This window comes from Streptomyces achromogenes subsp. achromogenes (assembly GCF_000720835.1).
GTDB lineage: Bacteria > Actinomycetota > Actinomycetes > Streptomycetales > Streptomycetaceae > Streptomyces > Streptomyces achromogenes.
The window spans coordinates 1-19,998 of record NZ_JODT01000010.1; the positions used below are offsets into that span (position 1 = coordinate 1).

Here is a 19,998-nt window from a genome sequence, read left to right on the forward strand (position 1 = left end):
GGGCAGGGCGGGTCGGGCCAGCGGTGGCCGCCGGGTGGGTGGGGTCGGTGAGGGCCGCCGGGCGGGTGGGGCCGGTGGGGATCGCCGGGTGGGTGGGGTCCGCCGGCGCGGACCACCGCCACCGTGCCGTCCGGGCCGGTCGAGGCGTACGCGCAGGCGTCGGCCGACGCGGTCCCGGCAGGCCAGCCCACCAGGGCCCAGGTCAGCGTCAGCAGGGCCAGCACCCGTGCGGTGGGTGCGCAGCGGGTCACTTGGGGTCCATGCACGACGCAGATCATGAGGTGCGGGGGACCGCATTACCCCACCGTGGCCGGAGATTGCTCCGAAAGAGGGAGATTGGCCGACTGGAGGTTTGACGGACGAAACAGCCGCATATGCGGTTCGCCCCGCCCGCCGGAGCCCGTACCGTGCCGGGGAAGGAATTCCCGGCCGTCGTTGAACACGGAGGCCCCCTCCCCCCGTACCCATGGCCGTGCGGCGGCGCGGCAGGCGCCGCGGTATCCAGGTGATGATGGGGAGTTTGACGATGAAGACCTCCTGGCGGACCGCCTCATTGGTGGCCACGGCCGCTACGGTGCTGGCGCTGACGACGGCGTGCGGTCAGGACAACAGCACCACTCCCGCGTCGGCGGCCCGGAACGCCGGGGCGACGGTCGCGGCGGGCGACGACGGGAACCCGGGCGGCGGCACCGCGATCGGCGCGGGCAACGGCAACGGCAACGGCAACGGCTACGGCGCCGACGGCGCCCAGGACGCCACGGCCCCGGTCACCCCCGCGGGCAAACTCACCGTGGCGAGCAACCCCGAACTCGGCAAGGTGCTGACCGACGGCTCCGGCCTCACCCTCTACCGCTTCGACAAGGACACCGCCGAGCCGCCGAAGTCCGCCTGCTCCGGCGACTGCGCCACCACCTGGCCACCGGTCCCCGCCGACGACGCCACCGCCGGCGCCGGCGTCGACCGGGCGCTGCTCGGCGAGGTCACCCGCGCCGACGGCTCCAAGCAGCTCACCATCGGCGGCTGGCCCGCGTACCGCTACGCCAAGGACGTCAACGCCGGTGACGTGAACGGCCAGGGCGTGGGCGGCACCTGGTTCGCGCTCGCCCCGACCGGCAAGAAGGCCAAGCTGTCCGGGATGCCCGGCCTGTCCGTCCGCAAGGACCCCAAGCTGGGCGAGATCGTCGTGGACCGCGCGGGCATGACCGTCTACCGCTTCATGAAGGACGAGGCCTGGCCCAAGTCCGTCTCGAACTGCGCCGGGGCCTGCCTGGAGAAGTGGCCGGCCGTCGCTCCGGTCGCCGCCGACGACACCGAGGGCGTGAAGAAGAAGGGCCTCATGCCCTTCACCCGTGCCGACGGGACCAGGCAGATGACCGTCAACTGCTGGCCCGTGTACACCTTCTCCGGGGACAAGGCCCCCGGCGACACCAACGGTCAGGGCGTGGGCGGCACTTGGTACGCCGTCTCGCCCGACGGCAAGCCGGTCGGCGCGCCGGGCGCATAGATCCCCTCCCCAGGGTCGATCACCCGCCCCGGCCCGGCGCGCGGCCGAAGATCCGCCCCCTCCGCACCGCGCGGAGTGGGCGGATCGTTGTGCGTGCCGGGAACCGTCAGGCCGTCGCGTCGTCACCCACCGGGGTCGTACGGGCACTTGCCGCAGGCAGTGACCGGGAACGGATGGTCAATTTCCGTTTCGGGTCGCTCCTTTGGCGGGCGATCAGTAGCCTCTGCTCGAACACCGGATCGCCTACACCTGTCCACGCTTTGGAGACATATATGGAGCGTCCTGCCTGGGCCCCACGCAGCATCGACATCTCGGTGCCGAGCGTCTCGCGGATCTACGACTACTACCTGGGCGGTTCGCACAACTTCGAGGTGGACCGGGAGGCGGCGCGCCGGGCCATGGAGTTCATGCCGGGCCTGCCGAAGGTCATGCAGGCCAACCGGGCGTTCATGCGCCGCGCGGTGCGGTTCGCGGCCGGCGAGGGCATCACCCAGTTCCTCGACATCGGCTCGGGCATCCCCACGTTCGGCAACGTCCACGAGGTGGCCCAGGCCGCCGCGCCGGGCGCCCGGGTGGTCTACGTCGACCACGACCCGGTGGCCGTCGCGCACAGCGAGGCCGTGCTCGCGGACAACGACGACGCGGACGTGATCGCCGCCGACCTCCTCAAGCCCCGGGAGATCCTGACCAGCCCCCGGCTGGAGCGGCTCATCGACCTGAAGCGTCCGGTGGCGCTGCTGCTCGTTGCCATACTGCACTTCGTGGACGACGCGGACGACCCGTACGGTGCGGTGGCCGAGCTGCGCGAGGCGCTCGCGCCCGGCAGCCTGCTGATCCTCACCCATGCCACGTACGAGGGAATCCCGCTGCCCGCCGAGCGGGCCGAGGGAGCGGTGGACGTATACAAGGACATTCGCAACCCGCTGATCATGCGCTCGCGCGACGAGGTCGCGCGGTTCTTCGAGGGGTACGACATGGTGGAACCCGGACTGGTGCAGATGCCGCACTGGCGCCCGGACTCGGCGCCGGAGGACGAGGATCCGTACGCCTTTGCCGGATTCGCCGGCGTGGGGCGTTCGGCGTGAGCGCGGAACCGGACGGGCCGGAGGACAGACTGCTCCGCCTGACGACCATCTGGAGCCGGGCGGTCTACCCGGTGACCTCGACGTCGCTGACCCGCGCCGAGTTCGCGGAACGACTCCTGCCGCTCGCCCGCCGGTTGAGCGAACTGCTGCGCGCCCGCAGCTTCGACGCGGAGGCGGCGAAGGCCGTCGGGGCCGCCCTGGTCGGCGCGCACTGCACCGACCCCGAGGCACTGTCGCGCACCCTGGACTGCGTCGACGCCTACCTGGTCCTGTACTGCGGCGAGGACGGCCCCCAGGACGAACTGCGGCTGCGCTCCTCGCGCTTGCAGCACGCGATGGCCGCCGGCTACGCCCAGGCGCTGCGCGAGCGCACCCGTGCCGAGCAGGAGGCCATCGCCCAGGCCGCGTTGCGGGCGCAGGGCGTGGTCGCCCAGGCGCTGCACGCCAGCGAGGCCCGCTTCCGCGCGGTCTTCGAGGGCGCCGCCATAGGGATCGGCATCGCCGACCTGCGCGGCAACGTGCTCCAGGTCAACGAGGCGCTGCTGCGCATGTTCGGCCTGTCCGAGCCGACCCTGCGCGGCCGGCGCGTCCAGGACTGGGCGCACCCCGAGGACGCCCCGCAGATCCGGCGGCTCTACGAGGAGCTGGTGCGCGGCGAGCGCGAGCACTACCACGTGGAGAAGGCGTTCAACCGGCCCGACGGAACGGTCCTGTGGACCAACCTGACCGTCTCGCTGCTGCGGGACGCCGACGGCAGCCCGCAGTACCAGCTCGCCCTCATGGAGGACACCACCGAGCGCCGGCTGCTCAATCTGCGGCTGCGCTACGAGGCCACCCACGACGCCCTGACCGGCCTGCCCAACCGCACGCTGTTCTTCGAGCGGCTGGAGAAGGCGCTGAACGCGGGCGAGGGCCAGCGGTTCGGCCTGTGCTATCTGGACCTGGACGGCTTCAAGACCATCAACGACAGCCTCGGGCACGCGGCCGGCGACCGGCTGCTGGTGGAGGTCGCCGACCGGCTCCAGTCCTGCGCGACCGCGCCCGGCGAGATGGTCGCCCGGCTCGGCGGCGACGAGTTCGTGGCCCTGACCACCGGGCCCGGCACCGAGCGCGGGGTCGACGAACTCGCCGAGCGCATCATGAACGCGCTGGTGACCCCGATCAGCATCGACGGCCGCGATCTGCTGGTCCGCGGCAGCCTGGGCATCGTGGAGGGACCGGCCGGCGAGCGTACCGCCGCCGAGGTGCTGCGCAGCGCCGACATCACCATGTACCGGGCGAAGTCGGCGGGCGGCAACCGCGCGGAACTCGCCGACCCCGAGGCCGACGCCCGCGCCATCACCCGGCACGGCCTGACCACGGCCCTGCCGACCGCCCTGGAACGCGGCGAGTTCTTCATCGAGTACCAGCCCCTGGTGCACCTCGGGGACGGCAGCGTGCGCGGTGCCGAGGCCCTGGTGCGCTGGCTGCATCCGCAGCACGGGGTGCTCGGCCCGGACCGGTTCATCCCGCTCGCCGAGCACACCGGGCTGATCGTGCCGCTCGGCCGCTGGGTGCTGGAGGAGTCGATCCGGCAGGCCCGCGCCTGGCGCGAACGCCACGGCGGGCAGGCCGGTCCGCTGCGGATCAACGTCAACCTCTCGCCCTGCCAGCTCGGTCACCCGGGGCTGGTGCAGGACACCGTCGACATCCTCGAACGCGCGGGCGTCACCCCGGACGCGCTGTGCCTGGAGGTCACCGAGTCCGCGCTCATCGGCGCCGACGACGATCTCCTCAAACCGCTGCGCCGGCTCGCCGAGATGGGCGTCGACATCGCCCTGGACGACTTCGGCACCGGCTACTCCAACCTCGCCAACCTGCGCCGGCTGCCGGTCAGCATCCTCAAGCTCGACCGCTCCTTCACCCAGGGCATGCAGCGGTTCCCCGCCGATCCCGTCGACCTGAAGATCGTGGAGGGCATCGTCTCCCTCGCCCACAGCCTCGACCTGGCGGTCACCGTGGAGGGTGTGGAGACCGGCGCCCAGGCCGAGCAGCTGCGCATACTGGGCTGCGACACGGCCCAGGGCTGGTACTACGCCCGCCCGGGCCCGCCGGAGCGGCTCCACGACCTGACCCTGGTGGACTCCACGGGCTGACCGGTGGGACGCGACGGACTGACGGTGTCCGGATCCCCGGGCGCCGCGACGCCGTGCCCGCGTGTCCGGGTCACCGAGGGCTGCCGGAGACCTCCCCGGTGATCCCGACGCGCGCCGTCGCGGCCACGGTGGCGGCCGACCGTACCAGCGCCGCCGTGGCCAGGGAGCGGGACTGCTGCGGCCAGGCGATCGCCAGCAGCGAGGGCGGCGCGTCCGTGACGGGCCGGTAGACGACCCCGGGGCGCGGGTAGCGGCCGGCGACGGAGGCCGGCAGCACGGCCACCGTCTCGCCCAGCGCGACGAGCGTCAGCAGCTGGGCGAGGTCCCGGCCCACACCGCGCGTCTCTTCGAGGAACCGGTGCAGCCCGCCGGGCCGCAGGCCCAGATCCGCGAGGGCGATCCGGTCCCGGCCGGCCAGCGGGTGGGCCGAGCCGAGGGCGGCGACCCGGCCCTCTTCGAGCAGGGTCTCGCTGTCCAGGCCGGTGCGGTCGAACGGCTCGTGCAGCAGCGCCGCGTCCGCCTCCCCGCGCAACAGCAGCCGGGGCTGTTCCCGCCACGCGCACAGCCGGACCGTCACCGGCAGGGCGCCGGGCCGGGCGGCGTAGTGCTCCAGCAGGGGCTCCAGCAGTCCCGCGTCGCCGTCGGCCTTGACCGCCAGGACCAGTTTCCGGTCCGGCCCGGCCGCGCGCCGCGCCCGCCGCCCGGCCGCGTGGAGGGCGTCCAGCGCGAACCGCGCCTCCGGCAGCAGTACCTCGCCCGCCTCGGTCAGCGCGACGTGGTGCGTGGTCCGCTCGAACAGGGGCACCCCCAGCTCGGCCTCCAGCCCGCGGATCGCCCGGGACAGCGGCGGCGGGGAGATGCCCAGCCGCTCGGCGGCGCGGGCGAAGTTGAGTTCCTCGGCCACGGCGACGAAGTAGTGCAACAGGCGGGAGTCCATCCCGCACTCCCTCCGCTCGGTATTGCCTTGAGGGTAACAACCCTGAGCCGGCCGGTCCTTCAGTTCCCGGAGCCGGGCGGGCAGGCTCGGGCACGTCTCCTTCCACGTTGCGAACACACTTTCCCGGAGCTCTCGTGATCCTCGTCACCACCCCCACCGGCCGGATCGGCGGCCAGGTCCTCGCCTCCCTCCTCGACGCCGGGGACGCGGCGGGACCGCTGCGCGTCGTCGTCCGCGACCCCGCCCGCCTTCCCTCGCGGATACGCGACCGCGTCGAGACCGTCACCGGCTCGCACGCCGACCCCGACGTCATGGCCAAGGCGTGCGCGGGCGCCGACCGGGTGTTCTGGCTGGTGCCGCCGTCGCTCACCGCGGACAGCGTCGAGGGTCACTTCCGCGCCTTCACCCGGCCGCTCGCGGACGCGATCACGACGCAGGGCGTCGAGCGGGTCGTCGCCGTCTCCACCCTGGGCCGCGGGGTGGCCCGGCACGCCGGGCAGATCTCCGCCTCGCTGGCCGCCGACGACGAGGTCCGGGCCACCGGCGTGCACCACCGCGCGCTGTGCCCGCCGTACCTGATGGAGAACCTGCTCGCCCAGGCCGCCGCGCTGCGCGACGGCGGTGAGCTGGCCATGGCGGCGCCCGGCGACCGGGTGCTGCGCACCTGCGCCACCCGGGACATCGCCGCCACGGCGGCGCGGCTGCTGCTCGACCGCACCTGGACCGGCCAGGCCGACGTACCGCTGGTGGGCCCCGACGACCTGACCCCCCAGGGCATGGCCCGGGTGGTCTCCGAGGTGCTGGGCCGGCCGGTCCGCTTCCGCCCGGTCGACGCCGAGGACCAGAAGGCGGCGCTCCTGCGGCACGGCGCCACCGAGGCCGCGGCCCAGGGCCTGGCCGACATGACGCGCGCCCTGGACGGCCAGGGCTTCTACGGCGCCGGTGTGCCCGCGACCCCCGACACCGCGCCGACCGGCTTCCGCCGCTGGTGCGAGGAGGTGCTCAAGCCCGCCGTCCTCGGCTGAGCCCCGCGGCTCAGCGCTCCAGCAGCATCCGCTGCAACTCGCGCGCCGCCCGCGGCGGGGCCACGTCGCTGCGGTGGGCGAGCGCGATCGTACGGTGCAGTCCGGGCCGGGCCAGCGGGGTCACCCGCAGGCCGCGCCCGGCCCGGGTGGCGACCATGCGCGGCACCACCGCCACCCCCAGCCCGGCCCGGACGAACCCCAGCACCGCGTCCATCTCGCCGCCCTCCACCGCGAAGTCCGGCTCGAAGCCCTCCGCGCGGCACGCGGCCACGGTCAGCTCCCGCAGGTCGTAGCCGTGCCGGAACATCACCAGCCGCTCGCCCGCCAGATCGGCGATGTGGATCACCCGTCCGCCCCGGCCGGGCGCCGGCGCCTCCGGCGAGGACACCACCACCAGGTCCTCGCGCAGCAGCTCCACCGTGGTCAGCGCGGGTGCCGGAGTCGGCAGCGGCAGCACGACCAGCGCCAGGTCCAGCGCGCCGCGCGCCAGCTCCCGCACCAGGTCGTGCGAGCCGCCCTCCTCGATCAGCAGCCGGATGCCCGGGTAACGGTCGTGGAAGGCGCGCAGCACGTCCGGCAGCAGCCCGGTGCACAGACTCGGTGTCGCTCCCAGCCGCACCCGCCCCCGGCGCAGCTGCACCAGCTCCTGCACCTCGTGCCGGGCGGTGTCGGCGTCGGCCAGGATCCGCCGGGCCAGCGGCAGCAGCGCCTCGCCGGCGTCGGTGAGCGTGATGTTGCCCCGCGCGCGCAGGAACAGATCCGCGCCCAGCTCCCGCTCCAGCGCCCTGATCTGCTGGGACAGCGACGGCTGGGCCACGTGGACCCGCTCGGCGGCCCGGGTGAAGTGCCGGGTCTCGGCGACGGCCACGAAGTACTGGAGCTGCTGGAACTGCACCCAGCCAGCATAGCCTCAGGCTATGGAAACAAGCTGGACCATGTCTTGGACCGATCGGGACCTTCGGCCCTAGCGTTCTGTCCCATGGCTCTGGCAACGCGGACGGACCGACGGCCGTCCATGGCGCGTACCGTGTGGGACAGCTCCGTCGGCAAGAAGACGGTCATGGCCGTCAGCGGCGTGATCATGCTGCTGTACCTGGTGGCCCACGTCATCGGCAACCTGAAGATCTTCTTCGGCCCGGACGAGTTCAACCACTACGGGCACTGGCTGCGCACCGTCGGCGAACCCTTCATGCACTACGAGTGGACGCTCTGGCTGATCCGGGTCGTCCTGGTCGTCGCCGTGGTCGCCCACGCCACCTCCGCCTACCAGCTCAGCCGCCGCGACCTCAAGGCCCGCCCCACCAAGTACGTCCACAGCAAGCCGCGGGCGAGCTACGCCACGCGCACCATGCGCTGGGGCGGTGTCATCCTCGGGCTGTTCATCGTCTGGCACGTCCTCGACCTGACCACCGGCACCGTGCACTCCGGCGGCTTCCAGGAGGGACACCCGTACCAGAACGTCGTGGACACCTTCTCCACCTGGTACGGCAACGTCATCTACATCGTCGCGATGCTCGCGCTCGGCCTGCACATCCGGCACGGCTTCTGGAGCGCCGCCCAGACCCTCGGCGTCGGCAGCCGCGCCCGCGACCGCGCCCTGAAGACCGTCGCCAACGTCCTCGCGCTGCTGCTCACGGCCGGCTTCATCGCCGTACCCGTGGGCGTCATGACCGGAGTGGTGAGCTGACCCATGACGTACACCGACTACGCGACCGGCGCCCCGGTCACCGACACCAAGGCCCCGTTCGGCCCCGTCCACGAGCGCTGGGACAAGCGCCGGTTCGAGGCCAAGCTGGTCAACCCGGCCAACCGGCGCAAGCACACGGTGATCGTGGTGGGCACCGGCCTCGCGGGCGGCTCCGCCGGCGCCACCCTCGCCGAACAGGGCTACCACGTCGTCCAGTTCTGCTACCAGGACTCCCCGCGCCGGGCCCACTCCATCGCCGCGCAAGGCGGCATCAACGCGGCGAAGAACTACCGCAACGACGGCGACTCCGTCCACCGGCTGTTCTACGACACCGTCAAGGGCGGCGACTTCCGCGCCCGCGAGTCCAACGTGCACCGGCTCGCGCAGATCTCCGTGGAGATCATCGACCAGTGCGTGGCCCAGGGCGTGCCGTTCGCCCGCGAGTACGGCGGCCTGCTCGACACCCGCTCCTTCGGCGGCGTCCAGGTCTCCCGCACCTTCTACGCCCGCGGCCAGACGGGCCAACAGCTCCTCCTCGGCGCCTACCAGGCGCTGTCCCGGCAGATCGCCGCCGGGAACGTGGAGATGCACCCGCGCACCGAGATGCTGGACCTGATCGTCGTCGACGGGCGGGCGCGCGGCATCGTGGCCCGGGACCTGATCACCGGAAAGATCGACACGTACTTCGCGGACGCCGTCGTCCTCGCCTCCGGCGGCTACGGCAACGTCTTCTACCTGTCGACCAACGCCATGAACTCCAACGCGACCGCGATCTGGCGGGCGCACCGGCGCGGCGCCTACTTCGCCAACCCCTGCTTCACCCAGATCCACCCGACCTGCATCCCGCGCACCGGCGACCACCAGTCCAAGCTGACCCTGATGAGCGAGTCGCTGCGCAACGACGGCCGGATCTGGGTGCCCAAGGCCAAGGGCGACACCCGCCCGCCGCACCGGATTCCCGAGGACGAGCGCGACTACTACCTCGAACGCATCTATCCGTCCTTCGGCAACCTGGTGCCCCGGGACATCGCCTCCCGCGCCGCGAAGAACGTCTGCGACGAGGGCAGGGGGGTGGGCCCCGGCGGCCAGGGCGTCTACCTGGACTTCGCCGACGCCATCAAGCGCATGGGACGCAAGGCCGTCGAGGCCAAGTACGGCAACCTCTTCGACATGTACCAGCGGATCACCGACGAGGATCCGTACGAGGTGCCGATGCGCATCTACCCGGCCGTGCACTACACGATGGGCGGCCTGTGGGTCGACTACGACCTGCAGACCACCATCCCCGGCCTGTTCGCGATCGGCGAGGCCAACTTCTCCGACCACGGCGCCAACCGGCTCGGCGCCTCCGCCCTGATGCAGGGCCTGGCCGACGGCTACTTCGTGCTGCCGGCCACCATCAACGACTACCTCGCCCGCAACCCCCACCAGGACCCGGTCACCGAGCAGCACCCGGTCGTCCAGGAGGTGCTGGCCGAGACCGAGGACCGGATCAACCTGCTGCTGGCGGTGGACGGCGACCGCACCCCGGACTCCTTCCACCGCGAACTCGGCGAGCTGATGTGGGAGTTCTGCGGCATGGCCCGCTCCGACGCCGGACTGCGCAAGGCCCTGGAACGCATCCCGCAGATCCGCGAGGAGTTCTGGCGCCGCATCAAGGTCCCCGGCACCGGCGAGGAGTTCAACCAGTCGCTGGAGAAGGCCAACCGCGTCGTCGACTACCTGGAGCTCGCCGAGCTGATGTGCCTCGACGCGCTGCACCGCACCGAGTCCTGCGGCGGCCACTTCCGCGAGGAGTCCCAGACCCCCGACGGCGAGGCGGCCCGCAAGGACGAGGAGTTCTCCTACGCCGCCGCCTGGGAGTTCACCAGCACCGGCGAGGCCCCCGTCCTGCACAAGGAAGACCTGGTCTTCGAGTACGTCCACCCCACCCAGCGGAGCTACGCATGAAGCTCACCCTGCGCGTCTGGCGGCAGAAGAACGCCGGCGCCGAAGGAGCGATGTCCACCTACGAGGTGGACGACATCTCGCCCGACATGTCCTTCCTGGAGATGCTGGACGTCCTCAACGAACAGCTCATCCTCTCCGGTGAGGAGCCCGTCGCCTTCGACCACGACTGCCGCGAGGGCATCTGCGGCGCGTGCAGCCTCGTCATCAACGGCGACGCGCACGGGCCGGAGCGCACCACCACCTGCCAGCTGCACATGCGGTCCTTCAAGGACGGCGACACCATCGACATCGAGCCGTGGCGGGCGTCCGCGTTCCCGGTGATCAAGGACCTGGTGGTGGACCGGTCGGCGTTCGACCGGATCATCCAGGCCGGCGGCTACATCACCGCCCCCACCGGTGCCGCGCCGGAGGCCCACGCCACCCCGGTGCCCAAGGCAGACGCCGACTTCGCGTTCGAGCACGCCGAGTGCATCGGCTGCGGGGCGTGCGTGGCCGCGTGCCCCAACGGCGCGGCGATGCTGTTCACCTCCGCCAAGGTCAACCACCTCAACGTGCTGCCCCAGGGCGCGCCCGAGCGGGAGAGCCGGGTGCTGGACATGGTGGCCCAGATGGACGCGGAGGGGTTCGGCGGCTGCACGCTCACCGGCGAGTGCGCCACGGCCTGTCCCAAGGGCATCCCGCTGATGTCCATCACCAGCATGAACAAGGAGTGGCTGCGGGCCACCCGGAAGGCCGGCAAGAGGTAGCCGCCGCCTGGAGATACGTTCGCCGACTACAGGCGGGCGGGCGGGGCCGGGGAGGTGCTCACCCGGCCCCGTCTGGTGTCCCGGCCCCCTGTAGCCTGCCGCCATGATCTTCGGGAACAAGCGGACGGCACCGTTCAGTGATGCCGTGGCCGGTTTCGAGACCGCCGTCCGCGCGCAGGACGCCGACCGCTCGCAGCAGTACTACCAGGACCTGCACCGGTACTTCGGCGAGGCGGACGACCAGGAGTTCCAGGCGGCCGGGCCACGGCTGGCGGCGGTCCTGGACGCGATGCCGCCGTACCCCCGCGCCACCGTCGCCGTGCTCGTCGGCGCGTGCGTCGAACGCGGCGCCGACCCCACCGCCTGCGCACCCCACGTCCTCGCCGGCCTCGCCGGGGCCCTGGACGACGCCCGCGCGTTCTGCGACCGGTGGGCGGCCACCGGCGGCGGCGACTTCCCCGACCCGCGGGCGGAGGAGCCGCCCGAGGACCTCCTCGACCGGGTGGACCAGGACCAGGCCGTCGCCTGGCTCACCCTGCACCACTGGGAGATGGCCGCCGTCGCCATGCTCAACCACGCCGCCGTCCGCACCTCCCTGGACGCCGGTACCCGCACCCGCCTGCTGCGGACCCTGCGCTCGGTCGAGGAGGACTCCGGGCACGACTTCAAGTGCCTGGCCTACGCCCTGCTCGTCCTGGACGAACCCCTCGTCGTCCTGCACCGCCCCACCGGCACCGGCTACGCCCTGCGCATGACCGGCATCGGCGACAACTTCCAGCTGCACACCCTGCTCGCCGACGTCCTCATAGGCGGCGGCCACCTGCCCGGCCGGGCCCCGTCCGCCGCAGAGGCCGCCGTCTGCCGGGACCGGCCCGGCCAGGTGGACACCACCGGCTCCTTCAACCTCGTCACCCCCGCCGGTGACTGGGTGTGGAACGAGGGCACCCCCTCGGACATCCCCGTCGTGGACGGCGTACGGCTGCTCGTCCTGGACCCGCCGCCGTACGAGCGGAGCTGGCCCGCGGGCCGCTTCTTCCCGCACATGAAGGGCGACCTCGTCCTGGAACGGGTGCTGGACGAGGCCGAGGCCGGGCGGCTGCTCGCCGGCTGCGCCACCGCGGACGGCTGACCGGGGCGTTCACCAGCCCCACATCCGCGCTCCCGGCACCGGTCACGCGCACACCAACCGGCCTCGGAAGAACAGGAGTCAAGGGCCGCGCACACCGGGCCCGCCGCCCCTGCCGACCCGGCCCGTGCCCAGGAGTCAAGCCATGACCGGCGTTCCCACCCTCGACCGTCCGCCGCGGCCCGCGGCCCCCGCCCGCTACACCGTCACCCTCGCCCGCGACGAGGCCGACGTGCGTGCCGCGCAGCGGCTGCGGCACGACGTCTTCGCCGGGGAGATGGGGGCCCTGCTGGCCGGCCCCGAACCGGGGCACGACATCAACGCCTTCGACGCCTACTGCGACCACCTCCTCGTCCGCGAGGAGGCGAGCGGGCAGATCGTCGGCACCTACCGGCTGCTGCCGCCGGAGCGGGCCGCCGTCGCCGGCCGGCTCTACTCCGACGGCGAGTTCGACCTCACCGCGCTCGACGCGATCCGGCCGCACCTGGTCGAAGTCGGCCGCTCCTGCGTCCACCCCGACCACCGCGACGGCGCCGTCATCGGCCTGATCTGGGCCGGCATAGCCCGCTACATGACCGACCGGGGCCACGAGTGGCTGGCCGGCTGCTGCTCCGTACCGCTCGCCGACGGCGGCGCCCTCGCCGCCGGCACCTGGCAGCGGGTGCGCGAGAGGCACCTGGCGCCCGAGGAGTTCCGGGTCCGGCCGCTGCTGCCGTGGACGGCGCCCGAGCCCGCCCCGGCCGCCCGCACCGAGCTGCCCGCGCTGCTGCGCGGCTACCTCCGGCTCGGCGCCTGGGTGTGCGGCGCACCCGCGCACGACCCCGGCTTCGGCGTCGCCGACCTGTACGTCCTGCTGTCCATGCGCCGGGTCGACCCGCGCTACCTGCGCCACTTCCTCTCCCTCGTCCCGGCCTGATGAGCGGCTGGCTGCCCACCGCGCCGTGCACCCCGGCCGGCTGCGTGGAGCCCGTCCGGGCCACCGCGTCCGTCCCCCGGGCCGTGCTGCGGCTGACCGCGCTCGCGGCCCTGGTGCTGGCCGGGACCGCGCTGTCCCCGTTCGGCGGGAGGATCCCCGCCGCGTGGATCCGGCGGTGGTGCCGGCTGATCGTGCGGGCCGCCGGGGTCCGGGTGCGGATCACCGGCACCGCCCCGCCGGACGGCGGACTGCTGCTCGTCGCCAACCACGTCTCCTGGCTGGACATCCCGCTGCTCGCCGCCGTACGCCCGGCCCGGATGCTCGCCAAGGCCGAGGTCCGGCGGTGGCCGCTGGCGGGCGCGCTCGCCGCGCGCGGCGGGGCCCTGTTCCTCGAACGGGACCGGCTGCGCGCCCTGCCCGGCACGGTGGCCCGGATCGCCGGCACCCTGCGCGCGGGCGGGGCCGTGGCCGCCTTCCCCGAGGGCAGCACCTGGTGCGGACGCGCCCAGGGCCGCTTCCGCCGGGCCGTCTTCCAGGCCGCGCTCGACGCGGGCGTACCGGTCCAGCCGGTCGGCCTGCGCTACCGGCGGCCGGACGGCGGCCCCGGCACCGCGGCGGCCTTCGTCGGCGAGGACACCCTGCCGGCCTCCCTGTGGCGGGTGGTCCGGACCCGCGGCCTGGTCGCCGAGGTGGAGCTGCGCCCGCTGATCCGGCCGGGCACCCACCCGGACCGCCGCACCCTGGCCCGCGCCGCCCAGCCGCCCGCGCCCGAGCCCGCCTGGACCCACGCGGCCCTGGTCGCCGGCGCCCAGGTGCGCCCGCTCGGCCACGACACCCGGGGGAGCCGCCCGGTCCTCAGGGCATGACCGGGGCCGTGCCGGGTGCTCAGGGGAGGACCCGCGCCAGATAGGGCGCGGTCGCGCTGCCCTGCGTCCGGGACACCTCCTCCGGCGGGCCCTGCGCCACGACGCGGCCGCCGCGGTCGCCGCCGCCCGGGCCGAGGTCGACGACCCAGTCGGCGCCCGCGACCACCGTCATGTCGTGCTCGACCACGACGACCGTGTGCCCGGCGTCGACCAGCCCGTGCAACCGGTCCGTCAGCACCTCCACATCGGCCGGGTGCAGCCCGGTCGTCGGCTCGTCCAGCAGGTACAGGGTGTGCCCCCGGCGGCCCCGCTGGAGCTCGCTCGCCAGCTTGATCCGCTGCGCCTCCCCGCCGGACAGCTCGGTCGCCGGCTGCCCGAGCCGCAGATAGCCGAGGCCCACGTCCAGCAGGGTGCCAAGGCTCCGGGCGGCGGCCGGGGTGTCCGCGAAGAACTCCGCGGCGGCCTCCACGGTCAGGTCCAGCACCTCGGCGATGGTCCGTCCCCGGTACGACACCTGGAGCGTCTCGGCGTTGTAGCGGGCGCCCGCGCAGCCCGGGCAGGGCGCGTAGGTGCTCGGCAGGAACAGCAGCTCCACGCTGACGAACCCCTCGCCCTGGCAGGTCTCGCAGCGCCCTCCCGGCACGTTGAAGGAGAACCGGCCGACCCCGTACCCGCGCGCCCGCGCCTCCTCGGTGCCGGCGAACACCTTCCGTACCACGTCGAAGAGGCCCGTGTAGGTGGCGAGGTTGGAGCGCGGGGTGCGCCCGATGGGCTTCTGGTCGACCCGGACCAGCCGTCCCACCCCCGGCAGTTGCTCCGTCAACTCCCCGGCCAGAGTGGACTTCCCGGAACCGGAGACCCCGGTGACCGCGGTGAACGCGCCGAGCGGTATACGGGCCGTGACCGCGCGCAGATTGTGCCGGGTCACCGGTCCCACGGTCAGCCAGCCGCGCGGCTCGCGGACCTCGCGCGCCGGACCGGGCGACTCGTCGAAGAGGTAGGCGGCCGTCGCCGACCCGGGCACCGAGGCCAGTTCGGCCGGCGGCCCGCTGTACAGCACCTGGCCGCCGTGCTCGCCCGCGCCGGGGCCCACGTCGACCACCCAGTCGGCGCCGCGCACCACGTCCAGGTGGTGTTCCACCACGAACACCGAGTTGCCGGCCGCCTTCAGCCGCTCCAGCACGGTGAGCAGTGCCTCGGTGTCCGCCGGGTGCAGTCCGGCGGACGGCTCGTCCAGCACGTACACCACGCCGAACAGCCCGGAGCGCAACTGGGTGGCCAGCCGCAGTCGTTGCAGCTCGCCCGGGGACAGCGTGGGGGCGGCCCGGTCCAGGCTGAGGTAGCCGAGGCCGAGCTCGACCACCGGCGCGATCCGGGACTTCAGGTCCGCCGTCAGGACGCGCGCCGTCTCGTCGCCGCCGTTGGGCAGCCCCGCGAGGTCGGTCAGCGGCAGCGCGGCGAGTTCGGCGATGGTCCGGCCGCCGTAGGTCACCGCGAGCGCCTCGGGCCGCAGCCGGCTGCCGCCGCAGGCCGGGCAGGGGGTGCTGGTCAGGAACCTTTCCGCCTTCGCCCGCAGGGTGGCCGACTTGGTGTCGGAGAACGTCTTGAGCACATACCGGCGCGCGCTCATGTATGTGCCCTGGTACGGCCGTTGGATGCGGTCGGCGTCGCGCACCGGGTGGACGGTGACGACCGGCTGCTCGTCGGTGAACAGGATCCAGTGGCGTGCTTCGGCGGGCAGTTCGCGCCAGGGCCGGTCCACGTCGTGGCCGAGCGTGTCCAGGATGTCCCGCAGGTTCTTGCCCTGCCAGGCGCCCGGCCAGGCCGCGATCGCCCCCTCGCGGATGGACAGCGAGGGGTCCGGGACCAGCAACTCCTCGGTGGTGTCGTGGACTTCCCCGAGGCCGTGGCAGCGTGGGCAGGCCCCGGCGGCGGTGTTCGGCGAGAACGCGTCCGAGTCGAGCCGCTGCGCGCCCGGAGGATAGGTGCCGGCCCGCGAGAACAGCATCCGCAGCGAGTTGGAGAGGTTGGTGACCGTGCCCACCGAGGAGCGCGAGGTGGGGGCCGAGCGGCGCTGCTGGAGCGAGACCGCGGGCGGCAGCCCGGTGATCTCGCCGACCTTCGGGGCCCCGACCTGGTGGATCAGCCGGCGCGCGTACGGCGCGACCGACTCGAAGTACCGCCGCTGGGCCTCGGCGTAGACGGTGCCGAACGCCAGCGAGGACTTCCCCGAGCCGGAGACCCCGGTGAACACGGCCAGCACGTCCCGGGGGATGTCCACGTCCACGCCCTTGAGGTTGTGCTCGCGGGCGCCGCGGACGCGGACGTAAGGGTCGTAAGGGGTGTGCATCGGGGGAACTCTATCCGCCCCCGTGCGCCGCTACCGCGGAGGGTTGCCCGGGTCCTGCGGCCGGGTGCCGAACTCGTCCCTCAGCTTGTCCTGCCCGGTGTCGACCTGGGACTGGTACTTGCTCCCGGTGCGCTGGTCGACGTAGTCGCCGCCCTTGTCGATGCCCTTGTCGGCCGTGCTCTCGTGGCCCTTGATCATCTGCTTGAGCTTGTCCAGCATGGACATGGCAGCCTCCTCGTCGCTGACAGGCTTGCCCTCCCAGGGTCACCGTCCCGCGCCGGAACCGCATCTCGGGACGGCGGCTCACCGGGACGGCGGCTCGCCGGCCCGGCGGCTCACCGGCCCGGCGCGAACAGCGCGGCCAGCCGCCGGAAGGAGTCCAGCAGCCCCGGACGGTCGTAGGTGCTGGTCGTCACGAGCACCTCCTCGGCGCCCGTCTCCTTCAGCACCGTCTCCAGCTCGTGCGCGACCTGCTCCGGGGTGCCCGCGAGGTGCCCGGCGAGCGCGGACTCGTACACGTCCCGCTCCTTCGCCGTCATCGTGCGGGCCTCCACGGACTCGGCGGGGGCGAGCGGCGGGAAGGTGCCGCGGGTGCGGGAGTACGCCAGCGACCACGCCTCGGGGACCAGCAGCCGGCGCGCCTCGGCCTCGGTGCCGGCCACCGCGACCGTGCCGGAGATCACCACGTACGGCTCGGCCGACCAGCGGGACGGGCGGAACAGGGAGCGGTACCGGTCGATGCCGCGCAGCATCTTCTCCCGGTCCCGCAGATCGCCGATGACCATGGGCAGGCCCGCGCGGGCCGCGATCCGCGCGCCCTCGCCCAGGGCCAGCACGAACGGGGGCACGGCCAGGCCCTCCGCGGGCCGCGCCCGCACCCCGGTCGGCGAGCCGCCCGTGAACCAGTCCAGCAGTTCCCCGAGCTGGGCCGCGAAGTCCTCGGCGTCGCCCTTGTCCCGGCCCAGCGCCTTGCGCACCCCGTCCGTGAAGCCGACCGAGCGGCCGAGCCCCATGTCGATGCGCCCCGGGAACAGCGCCTCCAGCACCCCGAACTGCTCGGCGACGACCAGGGGCCGGTGGTTGGGCAGCATCACCCCGCCGGTGCCCACCCGGATGGTGCGGGTGGCCGCGGCGACCGCGGCGGCGAGCACCGTCGGCGCGGACCCGGCGACCCCGGGCACGCCGTGGTGCTCGGACACCCAGAACCGGTGGTAGCCGAGCGCCTCCGCCTCCCGGGCCAGCGCGACGGTGTCCCGCAGCGCCTCGGTGGGCGGACGGCCCTCGCGGGTGCGCGAGCGGTCGAGGACGGAGAACCGGGTGCGGCTGATCAGTGTGCTGCTCACGCAGTGTTCAACGCCGGCACGCGCACAGGATTCCCGGGGCGGCGCCCGGTCGCCGCGCGGGCGCGCACCGACCGGCGGCTGGCTAGGGTGACCGGTGTGACCGACCGCGCAAGGCCCCCGATCGCCGTGTTCGACCTCGACAACACCCTGGCCGACACCGCCCACCGCCAGCACTTCCTGGAGCGCCGGCCGCGGGACTGGGCCGCGTTCTTCGCCGCCGCGCCCGCGGACCCGCCGCTCGCCGAGGGCGTGGCGCTGGCCGTGGAGAGCGCCCGCGCCTGCGAGGTCGTCTATCTCACCGGCCGTCCCGAGCGGTACCGCCGGGACACGATGGACTGGCTCGCGGCGCACGGACTGCCCGAGGGGCGGGTGTTCATGCGGCGCGACGCCGACCGCAGACCGGCCCGCCGCACCAAACTGGAGATCCTGCGCCGGCTCGCCCACGACCGGGAGGTCCGGTTCCTGGTGGACGACGACGAGCTGGTGTGCGACGACGCCGAACGCGCCGGGTTCACCGTCGTACGGGCGCGCTGGGCCAAGAAGTCGGCCGCGGTCGAGGAGGCGCAGGAGCGCCAGGGCCGCACCTGACGCGCGCCGCGACGGCTCAGGCGCTGTCCTCGATGCGGAACCCGACCTTCAGACCCACCTGGTAGTGCTCGATCCGGCCGTTCTCGATCTGGCCGCGGACCTGGGTCACCTCGAACCAGTCCAGGTTGCGCAGTGTCTGGTCGGCGCGGGCGATGCCGTTGCGGATGGCCTGGTCCACCCCCTCGTGCGAGGTGCCGACGATCTCGGTGACCCGGTAGGTGTGGTTCGTCATACGGGTGCTCCTTACATGTCAGGCCGTACTCCACCGTGCACTATGCGCGCCCGCTCCGCACGGCGTCGCGGGCGTACCGCCGGGTAGCGCTTGACCTCCGCATTGGTACATACCAAAATCCAGCACACCCGTACGAGCCCCCGCGCTCGTCCCCCCACGTCGGGCCCCCCACCCTGTCCCAGCACCCCGCGGCACCATCTGCCCGACAGAACAGGACCCTTCGTGAGACGTCGTCTGCTCGCCCTCGTCTGTGTCACCGGCTCCCTCGTCAGCGCCTGCGGGATGCTCCCCGGCGACCACCAGGAGCGGAAGACCGTCACCGTGTGGCTGATGAAGGACAGCGCCTCCAAGGAGTTCCTGCGGCGGTTCACCGAGGACTTCGAGCGCACCCACGACGACCTGCGCCTCGACATCCGCATCCAGGAATGGACCGGCATCGTGGAGAAGGTCCGCGGCGCGCTCAAGGAGCCCTCCGGCGACGGACCGGACGTCATCGAGGCCGGCAACACCCAGGTGCCCCTGTACGCCGACGGCGGCCGGCTGGCGGACCTCACGCTGGAGTCGATGCGGGACTGGGGCAAGGACACCTGGCTGCCCGGCCTCGCCCAGCCCGGCAAGGACGGCAACAAGCAGTACGGCATCCCCTGGTACGCGGCCAACCGGGTCGTCATCTACCGCAAGGACCTGTTCCGGCAGGCCGGCATCGCCCGGCCGCCGCGGACCCGCGACGAATGGCTCACCGCCACCGAGAAGCTCAACACCGGCGGCAACCAGGGCATTTACCTGGCGGGCCAGGACTGGTACACGCTCTCCGGGTTCATCTGGGACGAGGGCGGCGAACTCGCCGAGGAGAAGGACCACGAGTGGCGGGGCACCCTGGACAGCCCGGCCGCGCTGCGCGGCATGGACTTCTACCGGCGGCTCCAGGCGCTCGGCGCGGGGCCCGTGGACGCCGACGAGGAACACCCGCCCCAGGCCGGGGTGTTCGCCGGCGGCAAGGTCGCGCAGATCATCGCCGTACCCGGGCTCGTCCAGTCCATCGTGCGGCAGAACCCGGACCTGAAGGACAAGCTCGGCTTCTTCCCCGTGCCCGGCCGCACCGCCGGCCGGCCCGGCACCGTCTTCACCGGCGGCTCCGACCTGGTCGTCCCGCGCAACACCGACGACCAGTTCGCCGCGACCACCGTCGTCGGCGCGCTCACCGGCGCCAAGTGGGACACCGAGCTGGCCCGCACCATGAACTACGTGCCCAACAAGACCACGCTGGCCGGCGCGGTCGCCGGCGCGGAGGGGGTCGCCGCCATGGCCGCGGGCGCGGCGCACGGCAGGGCGACCCCCAGCACCCCTCAGTGGGCCGACGTGGAGGCGGACAACCCGATCAAGGAGTACATGACCCGGGTGCTCCAGGGCGGGGACCCGGCGACCGAGGCCCGCCGCGCCTCCCGGAGGATCACCGAGGCGCTCGCCCCCGACGTGGGCTGAGCACCCGCAGGTCGCTCGCCCGCCAC

Annotated in this window: 18 protein-coding genes and 1 pseudogene; 12 read left to right on the forward strand and 7 right to left on the reverse strand. The window is 73.4% G+C overall.

The window, feature by feature from the left end; translation table 11 throughout:
- Positions 1-266 (reverse strand): annotated as a pseudogene (locus IH25_RS0111610) (hypothetical protein); the annotation flags it as partial.
- 260 nt (positions 267-526) lie between these two features.
- Between IH25_RS0111610 and IH25_RS0111615 the strand changes: the two are divergent.
- From IH25_RS0111615 to IH25_RS0111625, 3 genes are all read left to right on the forward strand, one after another.
- Positions 527-1,504, forward strand: a complete 978-nt coding sequence (locus IH25_RS0111615; RefSeq protein WP_030607111.1) for an SCO0930 family lipoprotein — start codon at positions 527-529, stop codon at positions 1,502-1,504.
- A 272-nt stretch (positions 1,505-1,776) separates the two neighbouring features.
- Positions 1,777-2,589, forward strand: a complete 813-nt coding sequence (locus IH25_RS0111620) for an SAM-dependent methyltransferase (RefSeq protein ID WP_030607114.1) — start codon at positions 1,777-1,779, stop codon at positions 2,587-2,589.
- Entirely contained in the window at positions 2,586-4,724 is a 2,139-nt protein-coding gene (locus tag IH25_RS0111625; protein ID WP_030607117.1) for a putative bifunctional diguanylate cyclase/phosphodiesterase, read from the forward strand. The genes IH25_RS0111620 and IH25_RS0111625 overlap by 4 nt, the downstream gene beginning before the upstream one ends.
- Positions 4,725-4,794: 70 nt before the next feature.
- On the opposite strand, the gene IH25_RS0111630 is transcribed toward IH25_RS0111625, so the two are convergent.
- Positions 4,795-5,661 carry a LysR family transcriptional regulator gene (locus IH25_RS0111630; RefSeq protein WP_030607120.1) on the reverse strand — a complete coding sequence of 289 codons (867 nt, stop codon included), beginning with the start codon at positions 5,659-5,661 and terminating at the stop codon, positions 4,795-4,797.
- Between the two features lie 134 nt (positions 5,662-5,795).
- Here IH25_RS0111630 and IH25_RS0111635 point away from each other — a divergent pair, with 134 nt between their 5' ends.
- The gene (locus IH25_RS0111635; protein WP_030607122.1) at positions 5,796-6,686 is read left to right on the forward strand and encodes an NAD(P)H-binding protein; all 891 of its coding nucleotides are present in this window, start codon (positions 5,796-5,798) and stop codon (positions 6,684-6,686) included.
- A gap of 10 nt (positions 6,687-6,696) precedes the next feature.
- Here IH25_RS0111635 and IH25_RS0111640 read toward each other — a convergent pair whose 3' ends face one another.
- A complete protein-coding gene (locus tag IH25_RS0111640) occupies positions 6,697-7,581 on the reverse strand; it encodes a LysR family transcriptional regulator (protein WP_030607126.1) in 885 nt (294 codons plus the stop codon).
- Between the two features lie 120 nt (positions 7,582-7,701).
- Here IH25_RS0111640 and IH25_RS0111645 point away from each other — a divergent pair, with 120 nt between their 5' ends.
- The 6 genes from IH25_RS0111645 (at position 7,702) to IH25_RS0111670 (ending at position 13,977) form a co-directional block, all read left to right on the forward strand.
- Complete coding sequence (locus IH25_RS0111645) at positions 7,702-8,373, forward strand: succinate dehydrogenase (RefSeq protein ID WP_030607138.1); 672 nt, start codon at positions 7,702-7,704, stop codon at positions 8,371-8,373.
- 3 nt (positions 8,374-8,376) lie between these two features.
- The gene (locus tag IH25_RS0111650; RefSeq protein ID WP_030607140.1) at positions 8,377-10,323 is read left to right on the forward strand and encodes a fumarate reductase/succinate dehydrogenase flavoprotein subunit; all 1,947 of its coding nucleotides are present in this window, start codon (positions 8,377-8,379) and stop codon (positions 10,321-10,323) included.
- Positions 10,320-11,069, forward strand: a complete 750-nt coding sequence (locus tag IH25_RS0111655; RefSeq protein ID WP_030607142.1) for a succinate dehydrogenase/fumarate reductase iron-sulfur subunit — start codon at positions 10,320-10,322, stop codon at positions 11,067-11,069. Before IH25_RS0111650 ends, IH25_RS0111655 begins: the two co-directional genes overlap by 4 nt.
- A gap of 103 nt (positions 11,070-11,172) precedes the next feature.
- A complete protein-coding gene (locus IH25_RS0111660) occupies positions 11,173-12,198 on the forward strand; it encodes a hypothetical protein (RefSeq protein WP_051753888.1) in 1,026 nt (341 codons plus the stop codon).
- 142 nt (positions 12,199-12,340) lie between these two features.
- On the forward strand, positions 12,341-13,111 hold the full coding sequence (locus IH25_RS0111665) for a GNAT family N-acetyltransferase (RefSeq protein WP_030607145.1): 771 nt from the start codon (positions 12,341-12,343) through the stop codon (positions 13,109-13,111).
- Entirely contained in the window at positions 13,111-13,977 is an 867-nt protein-coding gene (locus IH25_RS0111670; RefSeq protein WP_078844217.1) for a lysophospholipid acyltransferase family protein, read from the forward strand. Before IH25_RS0111665 ends, IH25_RS0111670 begins: the two co-directional genes overlap by 1 nt.
- A 19-nt stretch (positions 13,978-13,996) precedes the next feature.
- On the opposite strand, the gene IH25_RS0111675 is transcribed toward IH25_RS0111670, so the two are convergent.
- The 3 genes from IH25_RS0111675 to IH25_RS0111685 form a co-directional block, all read right to left on the reverse strand.
- Positions 13,997-16,327 carry an ATP-binding cassette domain-containing protein gene (locus IH25_RS0111675; protein WP_030607149.1) on the reverse strand — a complete coding sequence of 777 codons (2,331 nt, stop codon included), beginning with the start codon at positions 16,325-16,327 and terminating at the stop codon, positions 13,997-13,999.
- Positions 16,328-16,357: 30 nt separating this feature from the next.
- Positions 16,358-16,552: an antitoxin gene (locus IH25_RS0111680; protein WP_030607151.1), complete on the reverse strand. Its 195-nt coding sequence runs from the start codon at positions 16,550-16,552 to the stop codon at positions 16,358-16,360.
- A 110-nt stretch (positions 16,553-16,662) separates the two neighbouring features.
- Positions 16,663-17,670, reverse strand: a complete 1,008-nt coding sequence (locus IH25_RS0111685) for an LLM class flavin-dependent oxidoreductase (RefSeq protein WP_030607153.1) — start codon at positions 17,668-17,670, stop codon at positions 16,663-16,665.
- Between the two features lie 96 nt (positions 17,671-17,766).
- On the opposite strand from IH25_RS0111685, the gene IH25_RS0111690 reads away from it, so the two are divergent.
- Positions 17,767-18,258 carry a phosphatase domain-containing protein gene (locus IH25_RS0111690; RefSeq protein WP_030607155.1) on the forward strand — a complete coding sequence of 164 codons (492 nt, stop codon included), beginning with the start codon at positions 17,767-17,769 and terminating at the stop codon, positions 18,256-18,258.
- Positions 18,259-18,274: 16 nt separating this feature from the next.
- On the opposite strand, the gene IH25_RS0111695 is transcribed toward IH25_RS0111690, so the two are convergent.
- Entirely contained in the window at positions 18,275-18,490 is a 216-nt protein-coding gene (locus tag IH25_RS0111695; RefSeq protein ID WP_030607157.1) for a dodecin, read from the reverse strand.
- Between the two features lie 222 nt (positions 18,491-18,712).
- Here IH25_RS0111695 and IH25_RS0111700 point away from each other — a divergent pair, with 222 nt between their 5' ends.
- A complete protein-coding gene (locus IH25_RS0111700; RefSeq protein ID WP_030607159.1) occupies positions 18,713-19,972 on the forward strand; it encodes an extracellular solute-binding protein in 1,260 nt (419 codons plus the stop codon).
- Positions 19,973-19,998: the final 26 nt, after the last annotated feature.